Genomic DNA, 20257 nt, shown 5'->3' with positions numbered 1-20257 from the left:
ACAACCCGCACTTCGCCAATTCTGTCGGTTCGTCGGAAGCTCAATGGTCGTGAGAAGAGTCTTAAAGCCGAGCAGAGCGCGTCTCTGGCTGAGCGTTTTGGAGCAAACCATGACAAATGACGAGTTGCAGATTCAATTGAACGCACAGCCGTGGCCGGCGCTAGCAGGCATTATAGCGACGGTTTCTGTCTTCGCTATCGCGCAAGGGCTGAGCTATCCTTTGCTCAGTTTTATCCTGCAGCGGCAAGGCATGTCGCCCGGCACGATCGGCTTGTCGGCGGCGATGACGCCGCTTGGTTTTATCCTGTCGGCGCCGCTCATCCCATGGCTGTCACGACGCTTCGGGGCAGGGCGAACTGCGCTGTCGTGCGCCGGCCTGGCAGCTCTGCTGCTTGCACTTATCGGCTGGCAGCAGAACGCCCTCTTGTGGTTTCCGCTCCGCTTCCTGCTCGGGTTTGCGGTCAATCCGCTCTACGTGATCAGCGAAACTTGGATGATCGCGCTGACGCCACCGGCAAAGCGCGGCCGCATAATGGGCGTCTATACGTCAGTGATTTCCGCCGGCTTTGCGTTGGGGCCGCTCACCCTGACCGTCGTTGGAACGCACGGCTGGCCGCCTTTCCTGGTCGGCATCACGGCTTTCGTGCTGTGCGGACTTTGTCTGCTCAGGGTGCTGCCGAAACTGCCCAAGTTCGACAATGGCCATGCGCAGCAGGCTTCCGTCAGACGTTTCGTACCCCGGGCGTCGCTGCTACTGTTCGCGGTGTTTACCGCTGCCGCTTTCGAGCAAGTAACGCTGGCGCTGATGTCGACCTATGGTCAAGGTTACGGCAGCCCGGAAGCCAGGATATCAACGCTGCTCGCTGTCTTTGTCGCCGGCAATGTCGCGCTGCAGGTTCCCCTCGGTATGTTGGCCGAAAGGCAGGGCTCGAAGCGGGCGCTGATGTTGTGCGCGCTGACGACGGCGCTTGGCTGTCTGCTGTTACCGCTGTCGTTCAATTCGGTGTTTGCCTGGCCGATCGTGTTCGTTTGGGGCGCCACGTCGTTCGGTATTTACACCATGGCTCTGATCGAACTAGGGGAACGCTTTTCCGGCTCGATGCTTATGGCCGGCAATGCGGCTTTCGCCATGGTATGGGGTGTCGGCGGCATCGCTGGTCCGCCGGTTACCGGCGCGGTCATGGAACTAGTCGGTATCCAGGGATTTGCGCTGACCCTCGGCCTGCTTTGCCTCGCACTCGCCGCAGCGCAAGGTATTCAGGGCAGGCGATGACTGGGGCGTTTGGTCAGTGAGCGGTGCTGAGTGGCGTACACCATTTTGGTCGCTTTGCCCTTAAAGGTGAAATGAGCAAACTCAACAAATCGATGGCGATGCTTTGCCATTAAACATGAAATTCTGCCTTTAAAATCGAGATTCTTGCCCTAAAAGTGAGACAGCGTTCACAAGCCGCGGTGGGCGGGGCGAAGTCGGCGGCCATTATTTCGTCACCGGCAGTACCGATCAAACGGCAGTTCGGATCGCACCCTTCTTACCTTCGACGCGAAGGGTATTGCGGCTTTGGCGATGTCACGGTGATCCCGGATGGCGCTGGGATCCTCAAACGGTTGCTCCGCACGATGCCGACGCCGACAATCCACATCATCGATTGGTTTCACATCGGGATGAAATTCAGCCAATGCAATCAATCGCCGATCACCTCATTCGATACGCAGAGCATTGAAGGTTTGCGTGCGTTGCCATAAGTTCTGGGATATCGGTCAACCGGATCGTCACAGAGAACACAGACTATTTCGGCCACTCGAAATCCATCGCTGTCTGTCGCGAAAACAACAGTCCGTCAGGATTTGAACGACGCCGTGGCTCCGTGGACAAGATAGCCCGGGCGCTGCCTTCTTCCCGGCCAGCAAGCGGATTCATCATGCCGATATCAGAAATCGAATTATGCTGCCCTGTCGAGAAGTCCCAGTTTTCGGGCACGCAATCGCGCCAAGCCTAGCACGCTGTCGATAAACGGTGTCGGCAGATCAAGGATCTTTCCGATATCATGCGCTACCGTCAGCAGGGCGTCCAGCTCAACGGGCTTTCCAGCTTCTGTATCCTGTAACATCGAAGTCTTGAACGCGCCCAATGTCCTGGCTCTTCCGATCACTTCAGTCGTCGAAGCGTCCATCGGGATACCAATGGCATCACCAAGCACCTCGGCTTCACGCATCATCCGCAGGCAGAGCTCGTATAGCAGAGGATCATTGATAATAATGTCGCTCGTCTCACCCGTAAGCATGCTGATCGGGTTTATGCTGAGGTTCCCCCACAGCTTATGCCAGATATCATGCCGGATAGTGGTTGTAACCCGACTTGAGAAACCAGCAGAATTGAACATGTCATTAATGTCTGAAAGCCCGGACACGGACTTGTTGTCGGCATAGCCTATAACGAGCTTATTTCCACTATAGTGCCGGACTTTCCCCGGCGCATCGAGCGAGCAAGCCATGTAGACAACACAGCCGACCGTCTGGGCCAAGGGTATAGACTTTTCGACAATCCCATGTGGATCCACGGCAGCCAGCCGTGTGTTGCTGAGTACCCCATTGCCGCCGACGAAAAACCACCAAGGGACGCCGTTCATGGCGGTGATAACCCCGGTGCCAGGACTCAATAGAGGCGCTATATGTGACGCCACATCCGCAAGCGAGGGCGCTTTTACGGATATTATCACATAATCTTGCGGCGCCAGTTCAGCGGGGTCAGCAGTGACCCGTACCTGAACACGGTGAGTCTTGCCGTCTTTCGTCAATTGAAGGCCGTCATGTTTGATTGCCGCCAGTGTCGCATCATGCGCGATGACGCTGACTTCAGCCCCGGCCAGGGCCAGAAGTACACCCATAGTCCCGCCCACAGCGCCAGCGCCGTAGATGCATATTTTTAAACGGTCGGATTTCGTCATGGCGTCCATTGGTCTTTCTCACAGTCGTCTTTGACAGCTCGTGCGTGGCTTTGGCTATTGCATGCGACAGAACCATCGGCTCTCCGTATCCCATTGAACGATCGCCATCCGATTGGTCTGACTGCCGTCAATCGTGACACAATCCGGGTCGTCGATGACGCGCCAAAGCGCTGCAAAATAAATCGTTTCGCCGCATCGAATGCAGACTAAAAACCAGAAAGTTGCACTTTGGCTTTTCCGCATATCTTTTTCGATCCGGACTCCTGCGCCTTATCAATAATACCGGACGCAAGATCAGACACGATCTCTACTGCAGTATCTTCGGGCAATCCTGTTTCCCGCATGCCAGCTCTCATGGCTGTATCGCTGGCTTCATCGGTGCCGCATATAGAGGCACGAGCCTCCATCATGGCAGCCTGTTCGAACTTTCTGTTTCCGACTTCAGTAGATTCCGCCTGGTTCTTGACGGTGGCAAATACGGGTCCAGTGGCTGCGACAAACACAGCCGCCGCCAAAATGGGTATCGATGATTTGTAAAAGCACATTTTCCTGCCCATTTCCTGGCGATTATCGCCATTCGACATGGATGTGGACTGCACGCAATCCACGCTGTTTCCATCCGTCATCCATCCGCCCCCGGATTCTGCCGGGAGCGGGGCTTCGAAGTGCATCAACTACTCACAGTATCTGGTAGGAGAATTGCCAAAGTGCGGATATTCGCAGGATCCGTAATTATCGTCACGGTTGAAATCCCTAAGGTGATCCCTGCGGTCGCCAAAGCGATCATGGCTCACCGCAACCGCGCGGGCACCGAAGACGCCACCGGTTCCGAAGATCCCGCCCTCTCGGGAGCCATGGTCCCTGCCGCCGAAACTATGATCGCCGCCGCCCAAACCACGGCCGATACCACCGTGGTCCCCGCTACGGCCACCGCCATCATGGTCACCGCCGCGCGCCATCGATTCAGTTACCGAGCCGGCGGCCATCATTGCGCCCAAAGCTGCTATCGCCAAGATAGTTGCTGATCTTTTCATGATTTCACTCCTAAGTTACAAAAGCCTACCGCTTGGAAGGTTTTTGTAACTTAGGAGGACCAAGTTGTTCACTATATTATACATTGGTTTATGCATGTAGTCTTATGGTTCTGGTTCATCACCCACGTGGATATTGTGATCAGCTTGGGTACTTGGATGCTGTTGGACAGTTCAACGACATTATGATGGATGCCGGCGCGCATTGAACGCTGGCGATGGCAATCATCCCAATTGAAGTGAGCGATTCAGGAACAAAACGATTGAGCAGACAAGGCAATCGTTGTGAAAGCACGTATCGTGTCGCTAAGGCTCTCGATCACCCGAAAGCTCAGCCCCTAAGCCAGGTACCAGCGCATGTAAAACAGAATGAATGACTGAAAGTGACGCCCTTCGAACACTTGATACCTTTGAAGTTTCCCCGGAAAATGCATAGATCCCCTTCCCTCACGGAAGCGTCTGCGACAAAGCCAGACAGACTACCGTGCCATCCGAGATGCGTCTTCCTGAACGTCCCATACGAACCCATACCATTTCACAGGAAAGTCATTGAACTGTCACTGATCTGAGACATAGCCGTCATACAGCGGGCCTATCAAGACCGCGCACAAGCTCATCTTTAGCGATAAGCAGCCGGAACGGCGTTGGCTGCTCCTGATCCATTACAAGGAGTTCTCGCGGACCATCTGCGGCTGTACCGACGTTCTCAGGGGTGGCGTGCCCTGGGCGCTTGCCACCACCGGTGTTTCATCCGATAGGCCTGCGGTCACCTCGATGCGACCGTTATCGGTCAGACCAGTCTTGACGGCGAGGCGTGTGATGCGCTTGTCGGTGATGGTGTACACGAAGTTGCCTTCGCTATCCGAACCTATGGCCGCGGCGGGTACCGTGAGCGCATCGGGGCGCTGGTTCATTTCCAGCGAGACGTCCGCATAGGTGCCCGGATAAAGCCGTTCGTCGGGGTTGGGCAGGTCGATCTCGGTGCGCATGTTGCGGGTTTCGGGGTCGAGACGTAGGGAGAAACGGGTTACCTTGCCGATGAACTGCTTACCGTCGAAGCCAGACGGCTTGACGATGGCCGGATCGCCAACGTGAAGGTGAGGTACGTCGTTCTCCGGAACGTCGCAAAACACCCGGATCATGTCGATCCGCTGCACCGTGAAAAGTGACCCTGCGGACGGTGTCGTCCGCGTGGCCGTGGCGGCCTGGACCAAATCGCCCCGGTTCACCAGCCGCCGAGCCACCACGCCATCGAAAGGCGCGACGATCTGCGTATAGGCGAGCAGCGTCTTGATTTTCTCCACGGCCGCGGCGGCGACGTCGATTTGGTCGGCCGCGAGGTCGCCGTTCGCTTCGGCAACGCTGAGATCCGCCTTGGCCATTTCCGCGTTGGCGCGCACCTCGTCAAGCGTTCGGTCGCTGATCCACCCCTGTCCGGCGGAGAGCTCCTCCCGACGCCGCAACAATTCGTTCTGAAGTTTCACGTTCGCTCCGAAGTGGTCCAGTTGGCGGCGCGCGACCTCCAGAGAAGTTCGCTTGGATTCGAGCTGGGCCTTGGCTTCGGCAAGCTCCTGCTCCATTTCGGGGACGTCGATCACCGCGAGCACTTGACCCGCCTTCACATGATCGCCGATATCGACGCGAACGTCGGAGAGGTATCCGGAAACTTTGGCAAAGAGATCCGTTTCCTCAAAGGCTTCGAGGGTGGCGTTGGTTTGAAGACTTCGGGCCACCGTCCCGCGGCGCGGACGCACCACCTCGACCCTCGGGGGGCTGTCTTCCCTCACTAAATTCACCGGCGATGGCGATGCCGCCGAGTGCCGTTCGGCAACGATGCCCCCCGCGCCGACGCCGACCACCACCAATACCATTATGCCCGTTCGGTTCATGAACATCATTGAGTTCCCCCTTTAAAATCCGTTGCGACTGTTGCTTGATCGTTATCAGCGCGTCCGTCGCCACGATCCGGCATCGTCGCGATCCGCGGCTCCGACTCGAAATAGGGGCTGTGCGGGTCGTCAGGATCGAGCGACGCGGAAATCCGGGCATGCCGCGACTGGAGCGTGGCAAAGATCGCCGGAAGGATGATGAGCGTGGCGCACGTTGCGCCCAACAGACCGCCGATCACGGCCCGCCCAAGCGGCGCGCTTTGCTCTCCGCCTTCGCCCAGGCCCAGCGCCATCGGCACCATCCCGGCCAGCATCGCGAAACTGGTCATCAGGATCGGACGCAGACGGCTCCGTGCGCCTTCTATTGCAGCCTCCCACGGTTCGCGGCCCCCAATCCGACTGCGCTCAGCGAAAGTCACGAGCAGGATGGCGTTTGCAACGGCCACGCCGATGGCCATGATCGCGCCCATGAAGGATTGAATGTTGAGCGTGGTCCGGGTGAGCCAAAGCATGAGCACGACCCCGGCGATGACGGCGGGAATCGTCAACCCCACCGCGAGGGAAAGCCGGAACGATTGGAAATTGGCGGCCAGCAGAATAAGGATGACACCCACCGCCATCAAAAGCCCAAGACTGAGGCCTCCGAACATTTCCGCCATCGGCTGGATTTGGCCCCGCACGGTCACGTTCACCCGATCGGGCGGCTTTCCCGTATCGCTGATCGCCTGTTGTACGCGGGCCGCAGCACGTCCCAGATCCTCGCCGTAGACGTTCGCGCTCAGTGTCAGCATGCGCTGCATGTTGTAGCGGTCATATTCGCCGAGCGCCGTGCCGTCGGTCACGTCGGCCACATTGCGCAGGTCGATCTGATGGCCCGATCGGGAAGCGATGGGCAGGTTCCTCAATTCCTCAAGGGAGTTCATCTGCTGCTCCGGGATCTCGACCTGCACCTGATAGCCAATGCCGCTCTTGGGATCGGCCCAATAATTCGCCGACGTGTAGCGACTGGACGACGTGCCAGCGACGACCGATTTCGCCACTTCATCCGTCGTTACCCCGAGAACGCCAGCTCGCTCGCGGTCTACAGTGACCTTTGCGGTCGGGTAGTCGAGCTCCTGCTCGAATTCCAGGTCTCGCAGCGTCGGCACCTGTGCCAATTTCGCTCGTAGCTTGTCGGCGTATTGGCGGCTATCGGCGAGGTTCGGCCCGCTCACCGCCACTTCGATCGGTGTCGGTGCGCCGAAGCTCATCACCCGGCTGACGATGTCGCTTGGCTCGAACGAGAAGCGTACATTCGGCAATTCCTGAGGCAATTTCTGGCGCAGCCGCTCCTTCAAATCTTCGATGCCGATCCCCGTGTTGGGCTTGAGCTGCACCTGCAGCACCGCTTCCTCGGAGCCGGAACTCCAGAGATAGATGGTATTGATGGGGTAATTGGGCGGCTGCGTGCCGACAAAAGCGAGGCTGATTTCCACGTTATCCGGGCCGACCTCGCGCTTGATCGCGTCGAGTGTCTGCAGCGCGATCTGCTCGGTGCGCTCGATACGCGTTCCCGCCGGCGCCCGCAGATGCAATAGGAACTGGCCAGTATCCACGACTGGAAAAATCTCGGTGCCGAGGGAGCCACCGACCAGAAAAATGATTGCGCCGCTGATGATAAGATAGGAAGGTACCACGACATGCCGTCGTTTCATGACGGCGCGCGCGAACCGATCGTACCTGGCACGCAGCGGGTCGAAAAAGGTCTCTTGCGGCTGCTGGTGCGTGCTCGGGTTGCGCAGCATCCAGACCGACAGTACCGGCACAAAGGTACTGGAAAGCAGATACGACCCCACCATCGAGAAGCCGACTGCCAGGGCCAGCGGCACGAGCAGGTTGTGCGCAGCGCCGGTCATGAAGAAGGCGGGAATGAACACCGCCAGAATGCAGAGCATCGCCACGAACCGCGGCAGCGTCGTCTCGGCAGTGGCTTCGCTGGCCGCTCGGGGAAGGCTACGGCCATGCGCAAGATGGGTATGGATGTTCTCGATGGTGACTGTCGCCTCGTCGACCAGGATGCCGACCGACAAAGCCAGCCCGCCCAAGGTCATGATGTTGATCGTCTGACCCGATGCCCAGAGCGCCGCCACCGACGCGAGGATCGCGAGCGGAATGTTCAAGACCACGACGAGCGAACTGCGCCAATCCCGCAGAAACAGCAGCACCATAAGGCCTGTGAGCACCGCGCCGAGAGCGCCTTCGACGAACAGGCCCTGGATGGCACGCGTCACGTAGGGGGACTGGTCGAACTGGTAACTGACCTGAATATCGTCCGGCAGTGCGGACTGGAAGCGTGGCAAGTTGGCTTTGACGGCCTGGACGACCGTGAGCGTCGAGGCGTCCGCGCGTTTGGTAACCGGGATGTAGACCGTGCGGCGTCCATCCACCAGCGCGTACCCGGTCTGGATGTCAGCGCCGTCTTCAACCGATCCGACGTCGCGTATGAAGATCGTCTGCGTTCCCTGTGAGCGGATGGGAATGTCGTTCAGGCCCTTGAAATCCCCGACAACCGAGTTGACGGGAACCATTGGCATGAGGTCGCCGATGCGGACGTTGCCCGATGGGCTGACCGTATTACCGGCAGCCAACGCTTGCACCACCTCGTCGGGCGACATGTTGTAGGAACGCAGCTTGTCGGGATCCAAATGAACGAGGATGGTGCGCTGGCTCGAACCGAAGGGCGGCGGTGCCGACACGCCCGGCAGGGTCGCGAACAGCGGGCGCACCTTGAAGAGCGCCGCGTCCTGAAGCTCGGCGACTGTTTTCGTCTTGCTGGAGAAGACGAGGTCGCCGACTGGAACGCTGCCACCGTCGAACCGCATCACGAAAGGCGGCACCGTTCCCGTGGGCATGAAGGAGCGGGCGCGGTCGACGTAGGCGACCGTCTCCGCCGTGGCCTGCGCCATGTCGGTGCCGGGATGGAATTGGAGCTTGATGAGCCCTACGCCCTGGATCGATTTGCTTTCGACGTGCTCGATGCCGGTGATGTAAAGAAAGTGGTACTCGTAGTAGTTGACGATGAACCCTTCCATCTGCGCCGGGTCCATACCGCCGTAAGGCTGTGCCACGTACAGGACGGGCACCCCCAGATCGGGGAAGATATCCCGCGACATGCGATCGAGCGCCAGAAAACCCACCAAAGCAACGGCGACGACCATCATCAAAAGCGAGATCGGGCGTCGCAACGCAACCGATACCAAGTTCATCGTGCCGCCTCAGCCCGCTGTTCTGCCTGGACGACCGAACGCGCGCGGCACCGCAGATGAGTCTCGTAGGTATGCCTCATGCCAGCTTTCCAATACAAAGTGCGAGCGCTGCAAGCCGCAGCGACAGCCGCCGCCCGAAGGGCAAATCCCGAGCGCCGCGGCTATCCTTAGTGTTACACCGACAGCAAATACGGCACAGAAAAAGAGGCACTGCCGTCGATTCGTGATCAGTCGTAAAAAAGCGCGAAGAGGCTTCGAGGGCCCCCAGTCTCGCTACGAGAACGTCCGAGGGGCGCCACATTAGGTTTCTCTCCGCAGGGCATTGATACGCGCTGGGATCAGCGTCGGCGGTTCCGGCTAGCTGTGAGCTTTCAATAGGTTGTCCATCCGGTCCAAACCGGGGAGACTGAGGTTGTCGAAGCTTCAGTGACTCTTGGAGGACCGGATGAACATCCACAAGAATGCCCGTCTTACGCGGTATGGTCGAGAGCGAATTGTGAGCCAGGTCGAGGGCGGGCAGACGCCGCAGGCCGTTGCCGAAGCCGCAGGCGTGTGCCCGCGGACGGTGCGCAAATGGGTCGATCGGTATCGCCGCGAGGGCTTGAGCGGACTGGAGGATCGTTCGTCGCGACCACATCGCTTGCGCCGGCCGACCCCTGAAGCCATTGTCGGGACGATTGAGCGGTTACGCCGCCAGCGTTGGACAGGCAAGCAGATCGCTGCCGAGGTCGGCGTCTCGCCGGCAACTGTCAGCCGTGTTCTGCGCCGGTTGGGCCTCAACAAACTGAGCGCCCTGGATCCCGAACCCGTGCGCCGCTATGAACGGGAACATCCGGGCGAACTCATTCATCTCGACATTAAGAAGCTTGGCCGTATTGGCTCGGTGGGACACCGCATCACCGGACGGCAAACGGGCGTTGTCAACCGCCATCTGGGCATCGGCTGGGAGTTCGTCCACGTCTGCATTGATGACGCTTCGCGGGTCGCTTTTGTGCAGGTCATGCCAGATGAGCGCAAAGAGAGCGCCGTTGCCTTCCTGGAGGCTGCCGTCGCCTACTATGCGAAGCTGGGTATCTGTATCGAGCGCGTGATGACCGACAACGGGTCATGCTACCGGTCAAAGGCTTTCCGCACAGCCTGCAAACGTCTGGGCTTGCGTCAAGTCTTCACAAGACCATACACGCCTAAGACCAATGGTAAGGCCGAACGCTTCATTCAGACGAGCCTACGCGAATGGGCTTACGCTCGTGCTTACAACAACTCTCAAGAACGCACGGAGGAGCTGCCGCACTGGCTTCATCGCTACAATTGGCACAGGCCGCACGGCAGTTTAGGATCAAAACCACCTATCAGCCGTCTCGGCCTGGATCGGGACAACCTGTTGAGGTTCCACAGCTAGCTAGCAAAACTAGGTCTTGGACAGGCTGAAGGAAATTAACCATGAGTATGACAAAAACAAACACGAGTATGCCACCGCTCATCTTTCAGGGCTCTCGCGCCAAGCGGGTGCAAGATGTAGGTGGCCACCTTGTCGCTCGGAGGAATCAAGGCATTGGCTGCTTGAAGACGTTGCCGGGCGACCCGCCTATGATCCGCCGCTTCTGGTGAGCTTTGGATCTGCTCTTACAACCGAGGGGGTGGAGCGTCGCTGTGAACACTATCCGGGCTTTCGCTGGTTGATGGGCATCACGCTGCTCGCTGAACCAGAAATTGACCGTATCGCCCGTGCTGTCGATCGCCCGGCTGAGATACATCGACTGGGCCTTTGAGCTTGATGTAGGTCTCGTCCACTTCGGACTGCGGCATCGAAGAATCCATCAACCGGAAGCTCGCCTGCGCTGCGAAAGGCCGCCGATCTAGTCGGCTGAACTGGGCATGTGTGCCGTATTTTTCGCAGCGGCTCACTCGCGCGAAAGGAAAAAAACCGTTGTGGGCATAAATACACAAAACAAAACCCAAGTATACCTCGACGAGCTAACCCTGCCTCTTACCGATAATCCCGCGATCGTCAATCTTTGGGCTGGCAGTGCCGAGCTAACTATCCCCCAAGTCCGGGGGAAAACATTCACCAGATAGCGCCGCGGCGCGTGGGCCGGGAGATCGCCTGTCCATGTCTTATTCGGTGACCGACCTGCGCATCCTCAAGGACTCTCGCGCCTGAACCCGAACCGGTGGTGGCCCCGCTCGGTCGCCGCCCCAATGAGCATCGAAATCGCCCCGCACGACCGGCTGCTCGGAGGTATCGTGTAGCAATATTGGCTACGCTCAAGCGGTGGCGGCCGATAGGTCGTCAGCCTGACGCACATTTTGAGACCGCTCGGCTTTTAGCGATCACACCTAAGTATAATAGAGCTTCGATCGTTGCCTCGCTAAAACTGGGACAGTTGTGCACGGAGGCCCCGGAATGCGGAACTGGAATACCCAGAAGGAGGCTCTCGCACTGCGGCGCGATGCTGGCCAGCGCTACGCCTGCGGCAAGAAAGTCGCCTTGGACGACCTTCCCCGATTCCTCGAAGCAGTCCTCCGGCCAGGTGATCGCGTCTGCCTGGAGGGCGATAACCAGAAGCAGGCCGATGTCCTCGCCAAAGCCCTTGCCGATCTCGATCCCGGCAAAATCCACGATCTCCACATGGTGCAATCGGGCGTCGTGCTTCCGGAGCATCTCGATGTGTTCGAGAAGGGCATCGCCAGACGGCTGGACTTCTCCTATTCGGGCCCGCAATCGGCGCGCATCGCGCGCATGCTGTTCGGCAGCAAGATCGAGCTCGGCGCCGTCCATACCTATCTGGAGCTCTTTGCCCGCTATTTCATCGATCTGACGCCGCAGGTGGCGTTGATCGCCGCGGTCAGTGCCGATCGGGACGGCAACGTCTACACCGGCGCCAACACCGAGGACACGCCGACCGTCGTGGAAGCCACCAGCTTCAAGAGCGGCCTGGTTGTGGCGCAAGTAGCAGAGATCGTCGACAAGGTGCCGCGTGTCGATATCCCCGGCGACCTCGTCCATTTCGTAGTCGACGCAAAGAAGCCGTTCTATGTCGAACCGCTGTTCACTCGCGATCCGGGCGCGATCACGGAGACGCAGATCTTGACGGCCATGCTCGCCATCAAGGGGCTCTATGCGCCCTACGGTGTTCGCCGTCTCAACCATGGCATCGGCTTCAACACCGCCGCCATCGAGTTATTATTGCCGACCTATGGCGAACAACTTGGTCTGAAGGGCAAGATCTGCACGCATTTTGCGCTCAATCCGCATCCCACGCTCATTCCGGCGATCGAGGCCGGTTGGGTGGAGCAGATCCACAGCTTCGGCTCCGAAGTCGGCATGGATGATTATCTCTCGGCGCGGTCCGACATCTTCTTTACCGGTCCGGATGGATCGCTCCGCTCCAACCGCGCGTATTGCCAGGTCGCGGGGCTCTATGCCTGCGACATGTTCATCGGCTCCACTCTACAGATCGATCTCCAGGGCCATAGTTCGACGGTCACGACCAACCGCATCGCCGGCTTTGGCGGTGCCCCCAACATGGGGTCTGATTCGCGCGGGCGTCGCCATCCAAGCGAACCCTGGTTAAAGGCGGGCGCCGATGCCGATCCCGACGCCGCAGCGGGCCTGCGCCGCGGGCGTAAACTGGTGGCCCAGATCGGCGAGACCTTCGGCGAAAAGAACGTGCCGCTGTTTGTCGAACAGCTCGACGCTCTGCAACTTGCGGACAAGCTCGACCTTGATCTCGCGCCGGTCATGATCTACGGCGATGACGTTAGCCACATCGTTACCGAGGATGGCATCGCCAACCTGCTGCTGTGTCGTGACAAGGACGAGCGCGAACAGGCAATCCGCGGTGTTGCCGGTTACACCGATGTCGGCCGGGCACGTGATCGCAAGATGGTCGAACGGCTGCGCGCGCGCGGTGTCATCCGCCGCCCGGAGGATCTCGGCATCGATCCGCTCGATGCGGACCGCCGCATGCTGGCAGCGCGCTCGATCAAGGATCTCATGCTCGCCTCGGGTGGGCTCTACCAGCCTCCGAGCCGTTTCCGGAATTGGTGAAGAGGAAGATCAGCCCTTGGAAAAGCTCAGCTTCACAATGCGGCCGTCAACCGCCGCCACTGGCACCCGTGCAAGAGCCATCGTCGGCGTCGTCGCCTCGGGCAATCTGGAGGTCCTTCTCGAGCGTGGTTTGCCAGCGAACGTCTGCGTAATCGATGTCGCCACTGCAGCGCACGGTTTTGCAGCTGTGTGGGAAGCGGTGGTAGGCGACTTCGTGACGCGGCAGCCGGCCGGCGGCCTGCACATCTCCATCAACGACGGCGGGGCACGGCCAGATATGGTCTCCCTGCGTCTCGCCCAAGGTGTCCGTCTGATTGAGGAGCTCTGAAGCATGACATCCGCAACCAGTTGGTATGAGGCGGGCGCTCGCCAGCGTGTCGCGGCTCTCCTCGACCTCGGCAGCTTCGTAGAATTCATCGGCCCCGAGCAGCGCGAGATCAGCCCGCATCTGGCGATTTTCGATCTGCCGGAACAATTCGATGATGGCATCATCGTCGGTCGCGGCACTCTCAAAGGAGGCCGCGTATTGGTAGCGGCCCAGGAGGGACGCTTCATGGGCGGCGCTTTCGGCGAAGTCCATGGGGCAAAGCTCACCGGCCTTCTCCGGGCCGCTCGATCGCTCGGAGAACCAGTGCTGATCCTGTTCGACACCGGTGGTGTCAGGCTGCAGGAGGCCAATGCGGGCGAGATCGCTATCGCCGAAATCATGCGCGTGATTGTCGAGGTGCGAATGGTTGGCGTGCAGGTGGTCGGCCTGATCGGCGGCCGCGCCGGATGCTACGGCGGTGGCGGTCTGATTGCCGGTTGCTGCTCCGCCTTGATCGTTTCGGAACAGGGTCGCATCGGCGTCAGCGGTCCGGAAGTGATCGAGACCAACAAGGGGGTTGAGGAATTCGACTCACGTGACCGCGCCCTCGTCTGGCGGACGATGGGCGGCAAGCACCGCTATTTGATCGGCGGAGCCGATGCCTTCGTCGCTGACGATGTCCTGGCCTTCCGCGACGCTGCGCTCATGGCGTTTGCCGGCAACGGCCGGCTTGATGCCGCCGTGCTAGAGGCCGAGCAGCAACGTCTCGAACGCCGCCTCCAGCGTTTCGGCAGGGCGCATGATGCCGTTGATATCTGGACAGATCTAGGCGTCAGCGATCCGGCCGAAATACCAGGCCTTGCAACCGATGAATTTCTGCGACGCGTCACCGACAAGCGGGAGACAGCCAATGAAGCTCGCTGATATCTTGGCTTCGCTGTTCCCGGGCGGCCATGAGGTGACTGTCACGGACAATCTGATCGCCGGTATCGGGATCATCAACCCGATCAAGGTTCACGTCATCGGCATCGCCGGTCAAAGCGCGCTCAGCTGCGACGGCGCGCTCATCCTCGCCGGCCATGTGCTGGAAATTGTGCGCGGTGGGAGTACTGCGCCCATTCTCGTGCTGATCGATTCTTCCAGTCAACAGATGAGCCGGCGCGACGAACTGCTCGGCCTCAGCGAATGCCTGGCCCACCTGGCCAAGACGCTGCTGCTGGCGGAGGTGCGAGGTCATAGGACCATAGGCCTGCTGTACGGCGGAAGCGCTGCCGGCGCCTTCATTGCCACTGCACTGGCTACCGGAACACTTGTCGCGCTCCCGGGTGCCTACCCGGCTGTGATGGATCTGCCGTCGATGGCGCGTGTCACCAAACTGCCGATCGAGGTGCTGAAGACGAAGGCCGAGAAAACGCCGGTATTCGCGCCGGGTCTCGACAACCTGGCGCAGACCGGGGCCATCCGCGCCGTATGGAATCCCGATCAATCGCTTGCCGAACAATTTCTGGCACTTCTCGACGAGCAGGGCGGTCGCGACGTACGTGATCGCTTGGGCGAAAGTCGAGGCGGGCGCCCAAAGGCCGCCTCCATTGCTGAGCGCGTCGAAAAGGAGGCATCCCGTGCCTGAGATTTTGCCGCGCCACACCATGGTAAAACCCTCGCCGCGCGCCTGGGCTGCATTGATGATGCAGCGCCCCGACCTGGCGAAAAAGCCCGTCGTGGCGGGATGGGCCGATGCCGGCTATCCGCTTGTTGTCAGACGGCAGCTACTCAGCGACGACCCGCGAACGGTGTCCCTCGGCCTACCCCTGCCACCGGCACAGGGCAAACATCGTATCGCGGTGACGCTCGATCCGGACGATATCCTGCGCGCGGATCCGCCGCCGTTGCTGTTCGCCGCTGCCGTATCGGCACCCGCCTGCTGGCGCCGATGCATCGACCAATTGATCTGCCTCGATCCAACTACGCGGGTCTTCGGCAGTCTGGCCTGGCAGCACCTTACGGCGTTGCCCTATCTTTCCGCTGGTTCGGACCTCGATCTACTGTGGTATTTGCCGCACGGTGGCGATGTCGACACCCTGCTTGAAGGCATCACGGCCATTGACGAGATCGCGCCGATGCGCGTCGATGGCGAGGTACATAACGCCACGGGTGCCGTGCAGTGGCGAGAACTGCGGGATGCCGGCGCTGACGTCGTCGTCGTCAAAGAACTGCGCGACGTGCGGGCCGTCTCCCGAGCGGATCTCTTCACGGTAGGCATGCAATGATCGCCACTTTGCTTGCCTACACGTCCGAGCCGAGCTTCAAGAGTGAAGATATAGGCGGTCTCGCAGTGCTGTGTCTGAGGCTGGAAGTCGAGACCCATCCCAAGCCCGGCCTGGTCAGTCACATCGACAATGGCGCGCATCGTGACATGGACGCCGCGCTGCTGATCCGCAGCGCAGAAACGCTCGCCCCCTTTTTCGCCGACCTCGCGGCGGCGGGCGCCGCAAGCGCTGCCATGGATCGCCTGCGTGCCATCGGCATCGCCGCCGAACGTGCAATGCTCGCTGCGACCGGGGGCGTGAACACCCATCGCGGCGCAATCTTCGGCCTGGGGCTTCTTGCCGCCGCCGCGGGTTTCCGACATGCTTACGGCATTCCCCGCTCTCTCGGTGCGATCATCGCCGAGCGCTGGGGGCAGGCCATCCTGACAGGCCCGGCTGCTTTGTACAGCCACGGCGCCGGTGCGGCACGCCGCTATGGCGCTGGTGGCGCCCGCGCCGAAGCCGCACAGGGCCTACCGTCGGTCTACGAGATCGCCTTGCCCGCACTGCGAGCCGGCCGCGCCTTTGCTCGCGGCGAAGAGGCAGCGCGCGTCCATGCTTGCATGGCTCTGATCGCTTCGGTCGAAGACACCAATCTCCTGCATCGAGCTGGATCGGACGGGCTGGCTTTCGCACAGGTGCAGGCGTCAAACTTCCTGACGGAAGGCGGTGTTGCACACACGGATTGGCAAGCCCGGGCCACTGCCATTCACAAAGCTTTCACCGTCCGCAATCTTAGTCCGGGCGGGTGCGCGGACCTCTTGGCCATGACGCTGTTTGTCGATCATCTGGAAGCATCATGTTAGCTCTGCTTTGCGGCGGGCAAGGGTTGCTGTCCCCGGATATGTTCGACCTCGTTGCCGACAGACCGGAAGCGGCTACGATCTTCGAGGTGGCGACGCACCTCCTCGGCGAAGATCCGCGCCATCTGGTGCAAAGCACAAGAAGCGATCGATTGGTCGCCAACCGCACCAGCCAGATCCTCTCCGTGACGGCAGCGCTGACGATGCTTGCCTGCATTCAGGATGCGCTGCCGGAGCGGTTCGCTGTCACCGGCTATAGTGTTGGAGAGATGGCTGCCTGGAGCATCGCCGGAATCTGGACCGCCGCGACTGCCTTGAGGCTTACTGACGAACGCGCGCGTGCGATGGACGTCGCAGGAGGCGTCGGCGGACGGCTAGGTTATGTCCGCGGGCTGCGGCGGCCGGCGATCGAACGGTTGACAGAATGTCATCATTGCGCAATCGCCATCACCAATCCCGGAGACCTGTTCGTCATAGGCGGCCGTGAAGCCGATGTCATCGCGGTCTGCAACGCGGCCTTGGCGGCTGGCGCGATGCACGCCGATCTTCTCGCCGTGAAAATCGCCTCGCACACGAGTCATCTCGCGACCGCCGTCGCCCCGCTACGCGCGGCGCTGGCAGCCGAGACATCGGCTGGGCCGGTAACCGGTCGCCTGCTGCTGGCCGGCGGCGACGGCGAACGCGTCGTCGAGGCAGCGACGGCAGCGGCCAAGCTGGCTGCCCAAGTCGCAACCCCAATCGATTGGGCCACTACCCTTGAAGTTCTTTCCGAACTGGGCGTCGACCGCGCCCTGGATCTCGGGCCCGGACACGCGCTTGCCGAGATGGCGCGTGCAGAGCTTCCCGAAGTCCAGTGCTACGCCGCCGCCGCCTTCCATACCATAGGAGGAATCCGCAAGTGGCTCACATCCGGCTGAGCCACGAGCCTTGCATACCACGCCACAAGCAAGGGTCGGTGGTGCGCAGAGACTTTTTGCGCGTCGTGATGCCATAATGATCTATTAGGTCGAGCGGGACATCCGGCCTCGCCTAGTGGGTAGCGCGACGTCGTTGGTATATGCACCCTTGCCAAATCCGCCCCATCGGTAGCACTATTCCGGAAAATCCGGAACAGTCACAGAAAATAAGCTATTCGTTTGTAATAGGTTATTTTGCATCATGGGCCTTAATGAAAGTTGGATTACTTTTCCAGATTTCTCACTTATTTTTCCTTGAAAATCAAGTAATTAACACGACCGTTAAAACTGCCGTCCGGAACAGTTTTCCGATGCAGCTAGCCGGATCAGGCCGCGCGTGTTCATTCCGCTTCGTCGGCTATTAGGAAGCGGAGTACAGTCTACCGGTTTAATCAAAGTAGCCGGGCGGCTTGGGGCGTTACCCGACTGTCCGCAATCGAGAGCTATGGCTAAAACGGCCGTCCCTGTACCGGTCCCTTTGTAGATCTTCAGCTCCACGTGTCATATGTGCCGACTCGTTCCGGTCGATCCGGAGTATCAATTGCATCAGTTGTGAAGGCAATCGAAACCGAGCTGCATTTGACCTCTTGTCGCCGAACTTATCCACCACATATATAAATCAAATCACGAACCGAAGGTTGGTGGGTAATGAAGCCACGGATTGGTATCGTCACGCTTGGGGTCGACGACCTGGATCGGGCGCTTGCGTTTTATCGCGACGGCCTTGGTTGGCCCACAAAGGGTATTACCGCCGACGACTTCAAAGGCGACGACACGCATGCCGCCGGGGCCGTAGTGATGTTTCACCTGGAAGGCGGCCTTACCCTTGCCCTTTATCCTCGAAGTGAGCTTGCCAAAGATGCGCACCACGCCATTGGGGCACCAAGCTCCACAGAGTTCAGTCTTGGGTACCTCGCCGGCAGCAAAGGCGAGGTCGATCAAATACTGAACCAGGCGAAAGCAGCTGGCGCCACGCTCACTGACGCAGCTCATGACCGACCATGGGGTATTTATTCGGGTTACTTCAAAGACCCGGATGGCCATCTCTGGGAGGTCATATGGAATGCATCCACATAGTCATAGGGGACCAAGGCAACCGTCCACGCGGGAGTGTGTGCTTCCCCAACGCAATTTGCCGTATCGCTCAAGGTTGCGTGACTGCGGCTCACACCGTTGCCGCGCAGAGGCATCCATGCAGCTGATTTCAGTGTCGCTTTACTTTTAAAGGTGAGATGAGGAATTTCAACTGTTCTGCGGCGTGATGATGAGAAGAATAGCGCCGTTATCGATTCGGACTTGGTTCAAGGCGACCGGTAGGGAATGTTGTGAAACGCACTTCGACAACGGATTGTAGTCACCAGCGCTACAATTGAAGTTGCCCGAAATTTGCTCTTATCGGCCTTTTCAAAGGAACCGTTTTTGACAGAATATAAATTTGTACAGGTGGCCACTTCATGTTGCCGCCACCGTTTAAAGCCTGCATCGTCTGTTCCAATTAAGCCGCCTTTTCCTCCGAGGCATTTGGCCGCCGTCCAGTCAGGCGATCGTCCACCACATCCAGTATTCGTTCTATCACAAGCACGAACACCGTCAGGATGATGATACCGGCGAAGAGGCCAACTGCATCGATATTGCCGGTCGACGGCAACTACACCGGCAATGGCGGCACGCTGGTGATCGAGTCCGAGCTCCGCGGCGACGCGTCGCCCACAGACCGTCTCGTCGTCACCGGCGACACCGCAGGCACGACCAACGTCAAGGTCGTTAATCTTGATCCCGATAACGCGGGCGGCCAGACGGTCGAAGGCATCAAGATCGTCGACGTCGGCGGTGCTTCCAACGGCGCCTTTTCGCTGCTGGGTGACTAGTGATCGGCGGGCAGCAGGCTGTGGTGGCGGGTGCCTATGGCTATACGCTCAACAAGAACGGGGTGAGCACCCCTGGCGATGGCGACTGGTATCTGCGATCCGAGCTGACGGCAACCACGCCCCCCACGACACCGCCAACCATACCCCCAACCATACCCCCGACAACGACGCCGCCGACGACGCCGCCGCCAGCTGCTGGCCCGCTCTACCAGCCGGGGGCGCCACTTTACGAGGCCTACGCCCAGAGCCTGCAGGTGCTCAATGGCGTCGGCTCGATGCAGCAACGCATCGGCAACCGCTATTGGGCAGGCGCAGGCGGTGCGATGATTGCCGAAGGCGACGGGCCGGGAACGCCCGAGGCTGCACCTTTGCCTTCCGAAGGCGGCACGGCCACCATCGATGCGGGCGCCATATGGGCACGTATCGATGGTGCACATTCGCGCGTCGATCCTGACCGCTCGACCACGCAGGCGGAATATGACTACAACACCTGGCGGCTGCAGTCGGGTCTTGACGGCAAGCTCTACGAAAACCAGTCCGGTACGCTGATGGGCGGCGTGACATTCCAATACGGCGAGATTTCAACCGACGTCTCGTCCCTGTTCGGTAATGGTTCCATCGACACTGACGGCTACGGTTTTGGCGGTACGCTGACCTGGCTTGCCCAGAACGGCTTCTATGTCGACGGGCAGATGCAGCTCAACTGGTACGACAGCGATATTACCTCCGACACGCTGGGCCAGAGCCTGATCAATGGCAATGACGGTTTCGGCTACGCGTTGAGCCGCGAAACCGGCAAGCGGATCGTCGTCGACGAGAATTGGTCAATCACGCCGCAACACCACAGGTATTGAGG

15 protein-coding genes and 3 pseudogenes are annotated in these 20257 nt (G+C 59.8%); 11 read left to right on the top strand and 7 right to left on the bottom strand.

Annotated features, from left to right (window positions below):
- Window positions 1-109: 109 nt before the first annotated feature.
- Complete coding sequence (locus N8E88_RS11115) at window positions 110-1273, top strand: MFS transporter (RefSeq protein ID WP_262291792.1); 1164 nt, start codon at window positions 110-112, stop codon at window positions 1271-1273.
- Between the two features lie 667 nt (window positions 1274-1940).
- On the opposite strand, the gene N8E88_RS11110 is transcribed toward N8E88_RS11115, so the two are convergent.
- The 5 genes from N8E88_RS11110 to N8E88_RS11090 all read right to left on the bottom strand — a co-directional run bounded on the left by N8E88_RS11110 (window position 1941) and on the right by N8E88_RS11090 (window position 9110).
- The gene (locus N8E88_RS11110; protein WP_262291791.1) at window positions 1941-2954 is read right to left on the bottom strand and encodes a 2-dehydropantoate 2-reductase; all 1014 of its coding nucleotides are present in this window, start codon (window positions 2952-2954) and stop codon (window positions 1941-1943) included.
- Between the two features lie 197 nt (window positions 2955-3151).
- Window positions 3152-3571 (bottom strand): hypothetical protein, encoded by a 420-nt coding sequence (locus N8E88_RS11105; RefSeq protein WP_262291652.1) that lies wholly within the window; start codon window positions 3569-3571, stop codon window positions 3152-3154.
- A 48-nt stretch (window positions 3572-3619) separates the two neighbouring features.
- A complete protein-coding gene (locus tag N8E88_RS11100; protein WP_262291653.1) occupies window positions 3620-3979 on the bottom strand; it encodes a hypothetical protein in 360 nt (119 codons plus the stop codon).
- A 659-nt stretch (window positions 3980-4638) separates the two neighbouring features.
- The gene (locus N8E88_RS11095) at window positions 4639-5874 is read right to left on the bottom strand and encodes an efflux RND transporter periplasmic adaptor subunit (RefSeq protein ID WP_262291790.1); all 1236 of its coding nucleotides are present in this window, start codon (window positions 5872-5874) and stop codon (window positions 4639-4641) included.
- Window positions 5871-9110 carry an efflux RND transporter permease subunit gene (locus N8E88_RS11090; RefSeq protein ID WP_262291789.1) on the bottom strand — a complete coding sequence of 1080 codons (3240 nt, stop codon included), beginning with the start codon at window positions 9108-9110 and terminating at the stop codon, window positions 5871-5873. Before N8E88_RS11090 ends, N8E88_RS11095 begins: the two co-directional genes overlap by 4 nt.
- A 445-nt stretch (window positions 9111-9555) precedes the next feature.
- On the opposite strand from N8E88_RS11090, the gene N8E88_RS11085 reads away from it, so the two are divergent.
- Window positions 9556-10509, top strand: coding sequence for an IS481 family transposase (locus tag N8E88_RS11085; RefSeq protein ID WP_262291788.1), 954 nt, complete (start codon window positions 9556-9558; stop codon window positions 10507-10509).
- 286 nt (window positions 10510-10795) lie between these two features.
- On the opposite strand, the pseudogene N8E88_RS11080 reads toward N8E88_RS11085, so the two are convergent.
- A pseudogene (locus N8E88_RS11080) lies at window positions 10796-10901 on the bottom strand (DDE-type integrase/transposase/recombinase); the annotation flags it as partial.
- A 613-nt stretch (window positions 10902-11514) separates the two neighbouring features.
- On the opposite strand from N8E88_RS11080, the gene mdcA reads away from it, so the two are divergent.
- The 8 genes from mdcA to N8E88_RS11040 all read left to right on the top strand — a co-directional run bounded on the left by mdcA (window position 11515) and on the right by N8E88_RS11040 (window position 18610).
- Window positions 11515-13161, top strand: coding sequence for a malonate decarboxylase subunit alpha (mdcA, locus tag N8E88_RS11075; protein ID WP_262291787.1), 1647 nt, complete (start codon window positions 11515-11517; stop codon window positions 13159-13161).
- Between the two features lie 37 nt (window positions 13162-13198).
- On the top strand, window positions 13199-13489 hold the full coding sequence (gene mdcC / locus N8E88_RS11070; protein ID WP_262291786.1) for a malonate decarboxylase acyl carrier protein: 291 nt from the start codon (window positions 13199-13201) through the stop codon (window positions 13487-13489).
- Window positions 13490-13492: 3 nt separating this feature from the next.
- Entirely contained in the window at window positions 13493-14392 is a 900-nt protein-coding gene (locus N8E88_RS11065; protein WP_262291785.1) for a biotin-independent malonate decarboxylase subunit beta, read from the top strand.
- Complete coding sequence (locus N8E88_RS11060) at window positions 14379-15095, top strand: biotin-independent malonate decarboxylase subunit gamma (protein WP_262291784.1); 717 nt, start codon at window positions 14379-14381, stop codon at window positions 15093-15095. The genes N8E88_RS11065 and N8E88_RS11060 overlap by 14 nt, the downstream gene beginning before the upstream one ends.
- A complete protein-coding gene (gene mdcG, locus N8E88_RS11055) occupies window positions 15088-15735 on the top strand; it encodes a malonate decarboxylase holo-[acyl-carrier-protein] synthase (protein ID WP_262291783.1) in 648 nt (215 codons plus the stop codon). Before N8E88_RS11060 ends, mdcG begins: the two co-directional genes overlap by 8 nt.
- The gene (mdcB, locus tag N8E88_RS11050) at window positions 15732-16580 is read left to right on the top strand and encodes a triphosphoribosyl-dephospho-CoA synthase MdcB (protein WP_262291782.1); all 849 of its coding nucleotides are present in this window, start codon (window positions 15732-15734) and stop codon (window positions 16578-16580) included. Before mdcG ends, mdcB begins: the two co-directional genes overlap by 4 nt.
- Window positions 16574-17494, top strand: a complete 921-nt coding sequence (locus N8E88_RS11045; RefSeq protein ID WP_262291781.1) for an ACP S-malonyltransferase — start codon at window positions 16574-16576, stop codon at window positions 17492-17494. The genes mdcB and N8E88_RS11045 overlap by 7 nt, the downstream gene beginning before the upstream one ends.
- A gap of 687 nt (window positions 17495-18181) precedes the next feature.
- On the top strand, window positions 18182-18610 hold the full coding sequence (locus N8E88_RS11040) for a VOC family protein (RefSeq protein WP_262291780.1): 429 nt from the start codon (window positions 18182-18184) through the stop codon (window positions 18608-18610).
- A gap of 418 nt (window positions 18611-19028) precedes the next feature.
- Here N8E88_RS11040 and N8E88_RS31535 read toward each other — a convergent pair.
- Window positions 19029-19175, bottom strand: a pseudogene (locus N8E88_RS31535) (ABC transporter permease); the annotation flags it as partial.
- Between N8E88_RS31535 and N8E88_RS11030 the strand changes: the two are divergent.
- Window positions 19150-20255, top strand: a pseudogene (locus tag N8E88_RS11030) (autotransporter outer membrane beta-barrel domain-containing protein); the annotation flags it as partial. The pseudogenes N8E88_RS31535 and N8E88_RS11030 overlap by 26 nt on opposite strands.
- Window positions 20256-20257 lie beyond the last annotated feature (2 nt).

The sequence above is a fragment of the Phyllobacterium zundukense genome, assembly GCF_025452195.1.
In the GTDB taxonomy this organism is placed as follows: Bacteria; Pseudomonadota; Alphaproteobacteria; order Rhizobiales; family Rhizobiaceae; genus Phyllobacterium; species Phyllobacterium zundukense_A.
Note: the sequence above shows the minus strand (reverse complement) of the source record. Positions and strands in the feature narration are given on the sequence as shown.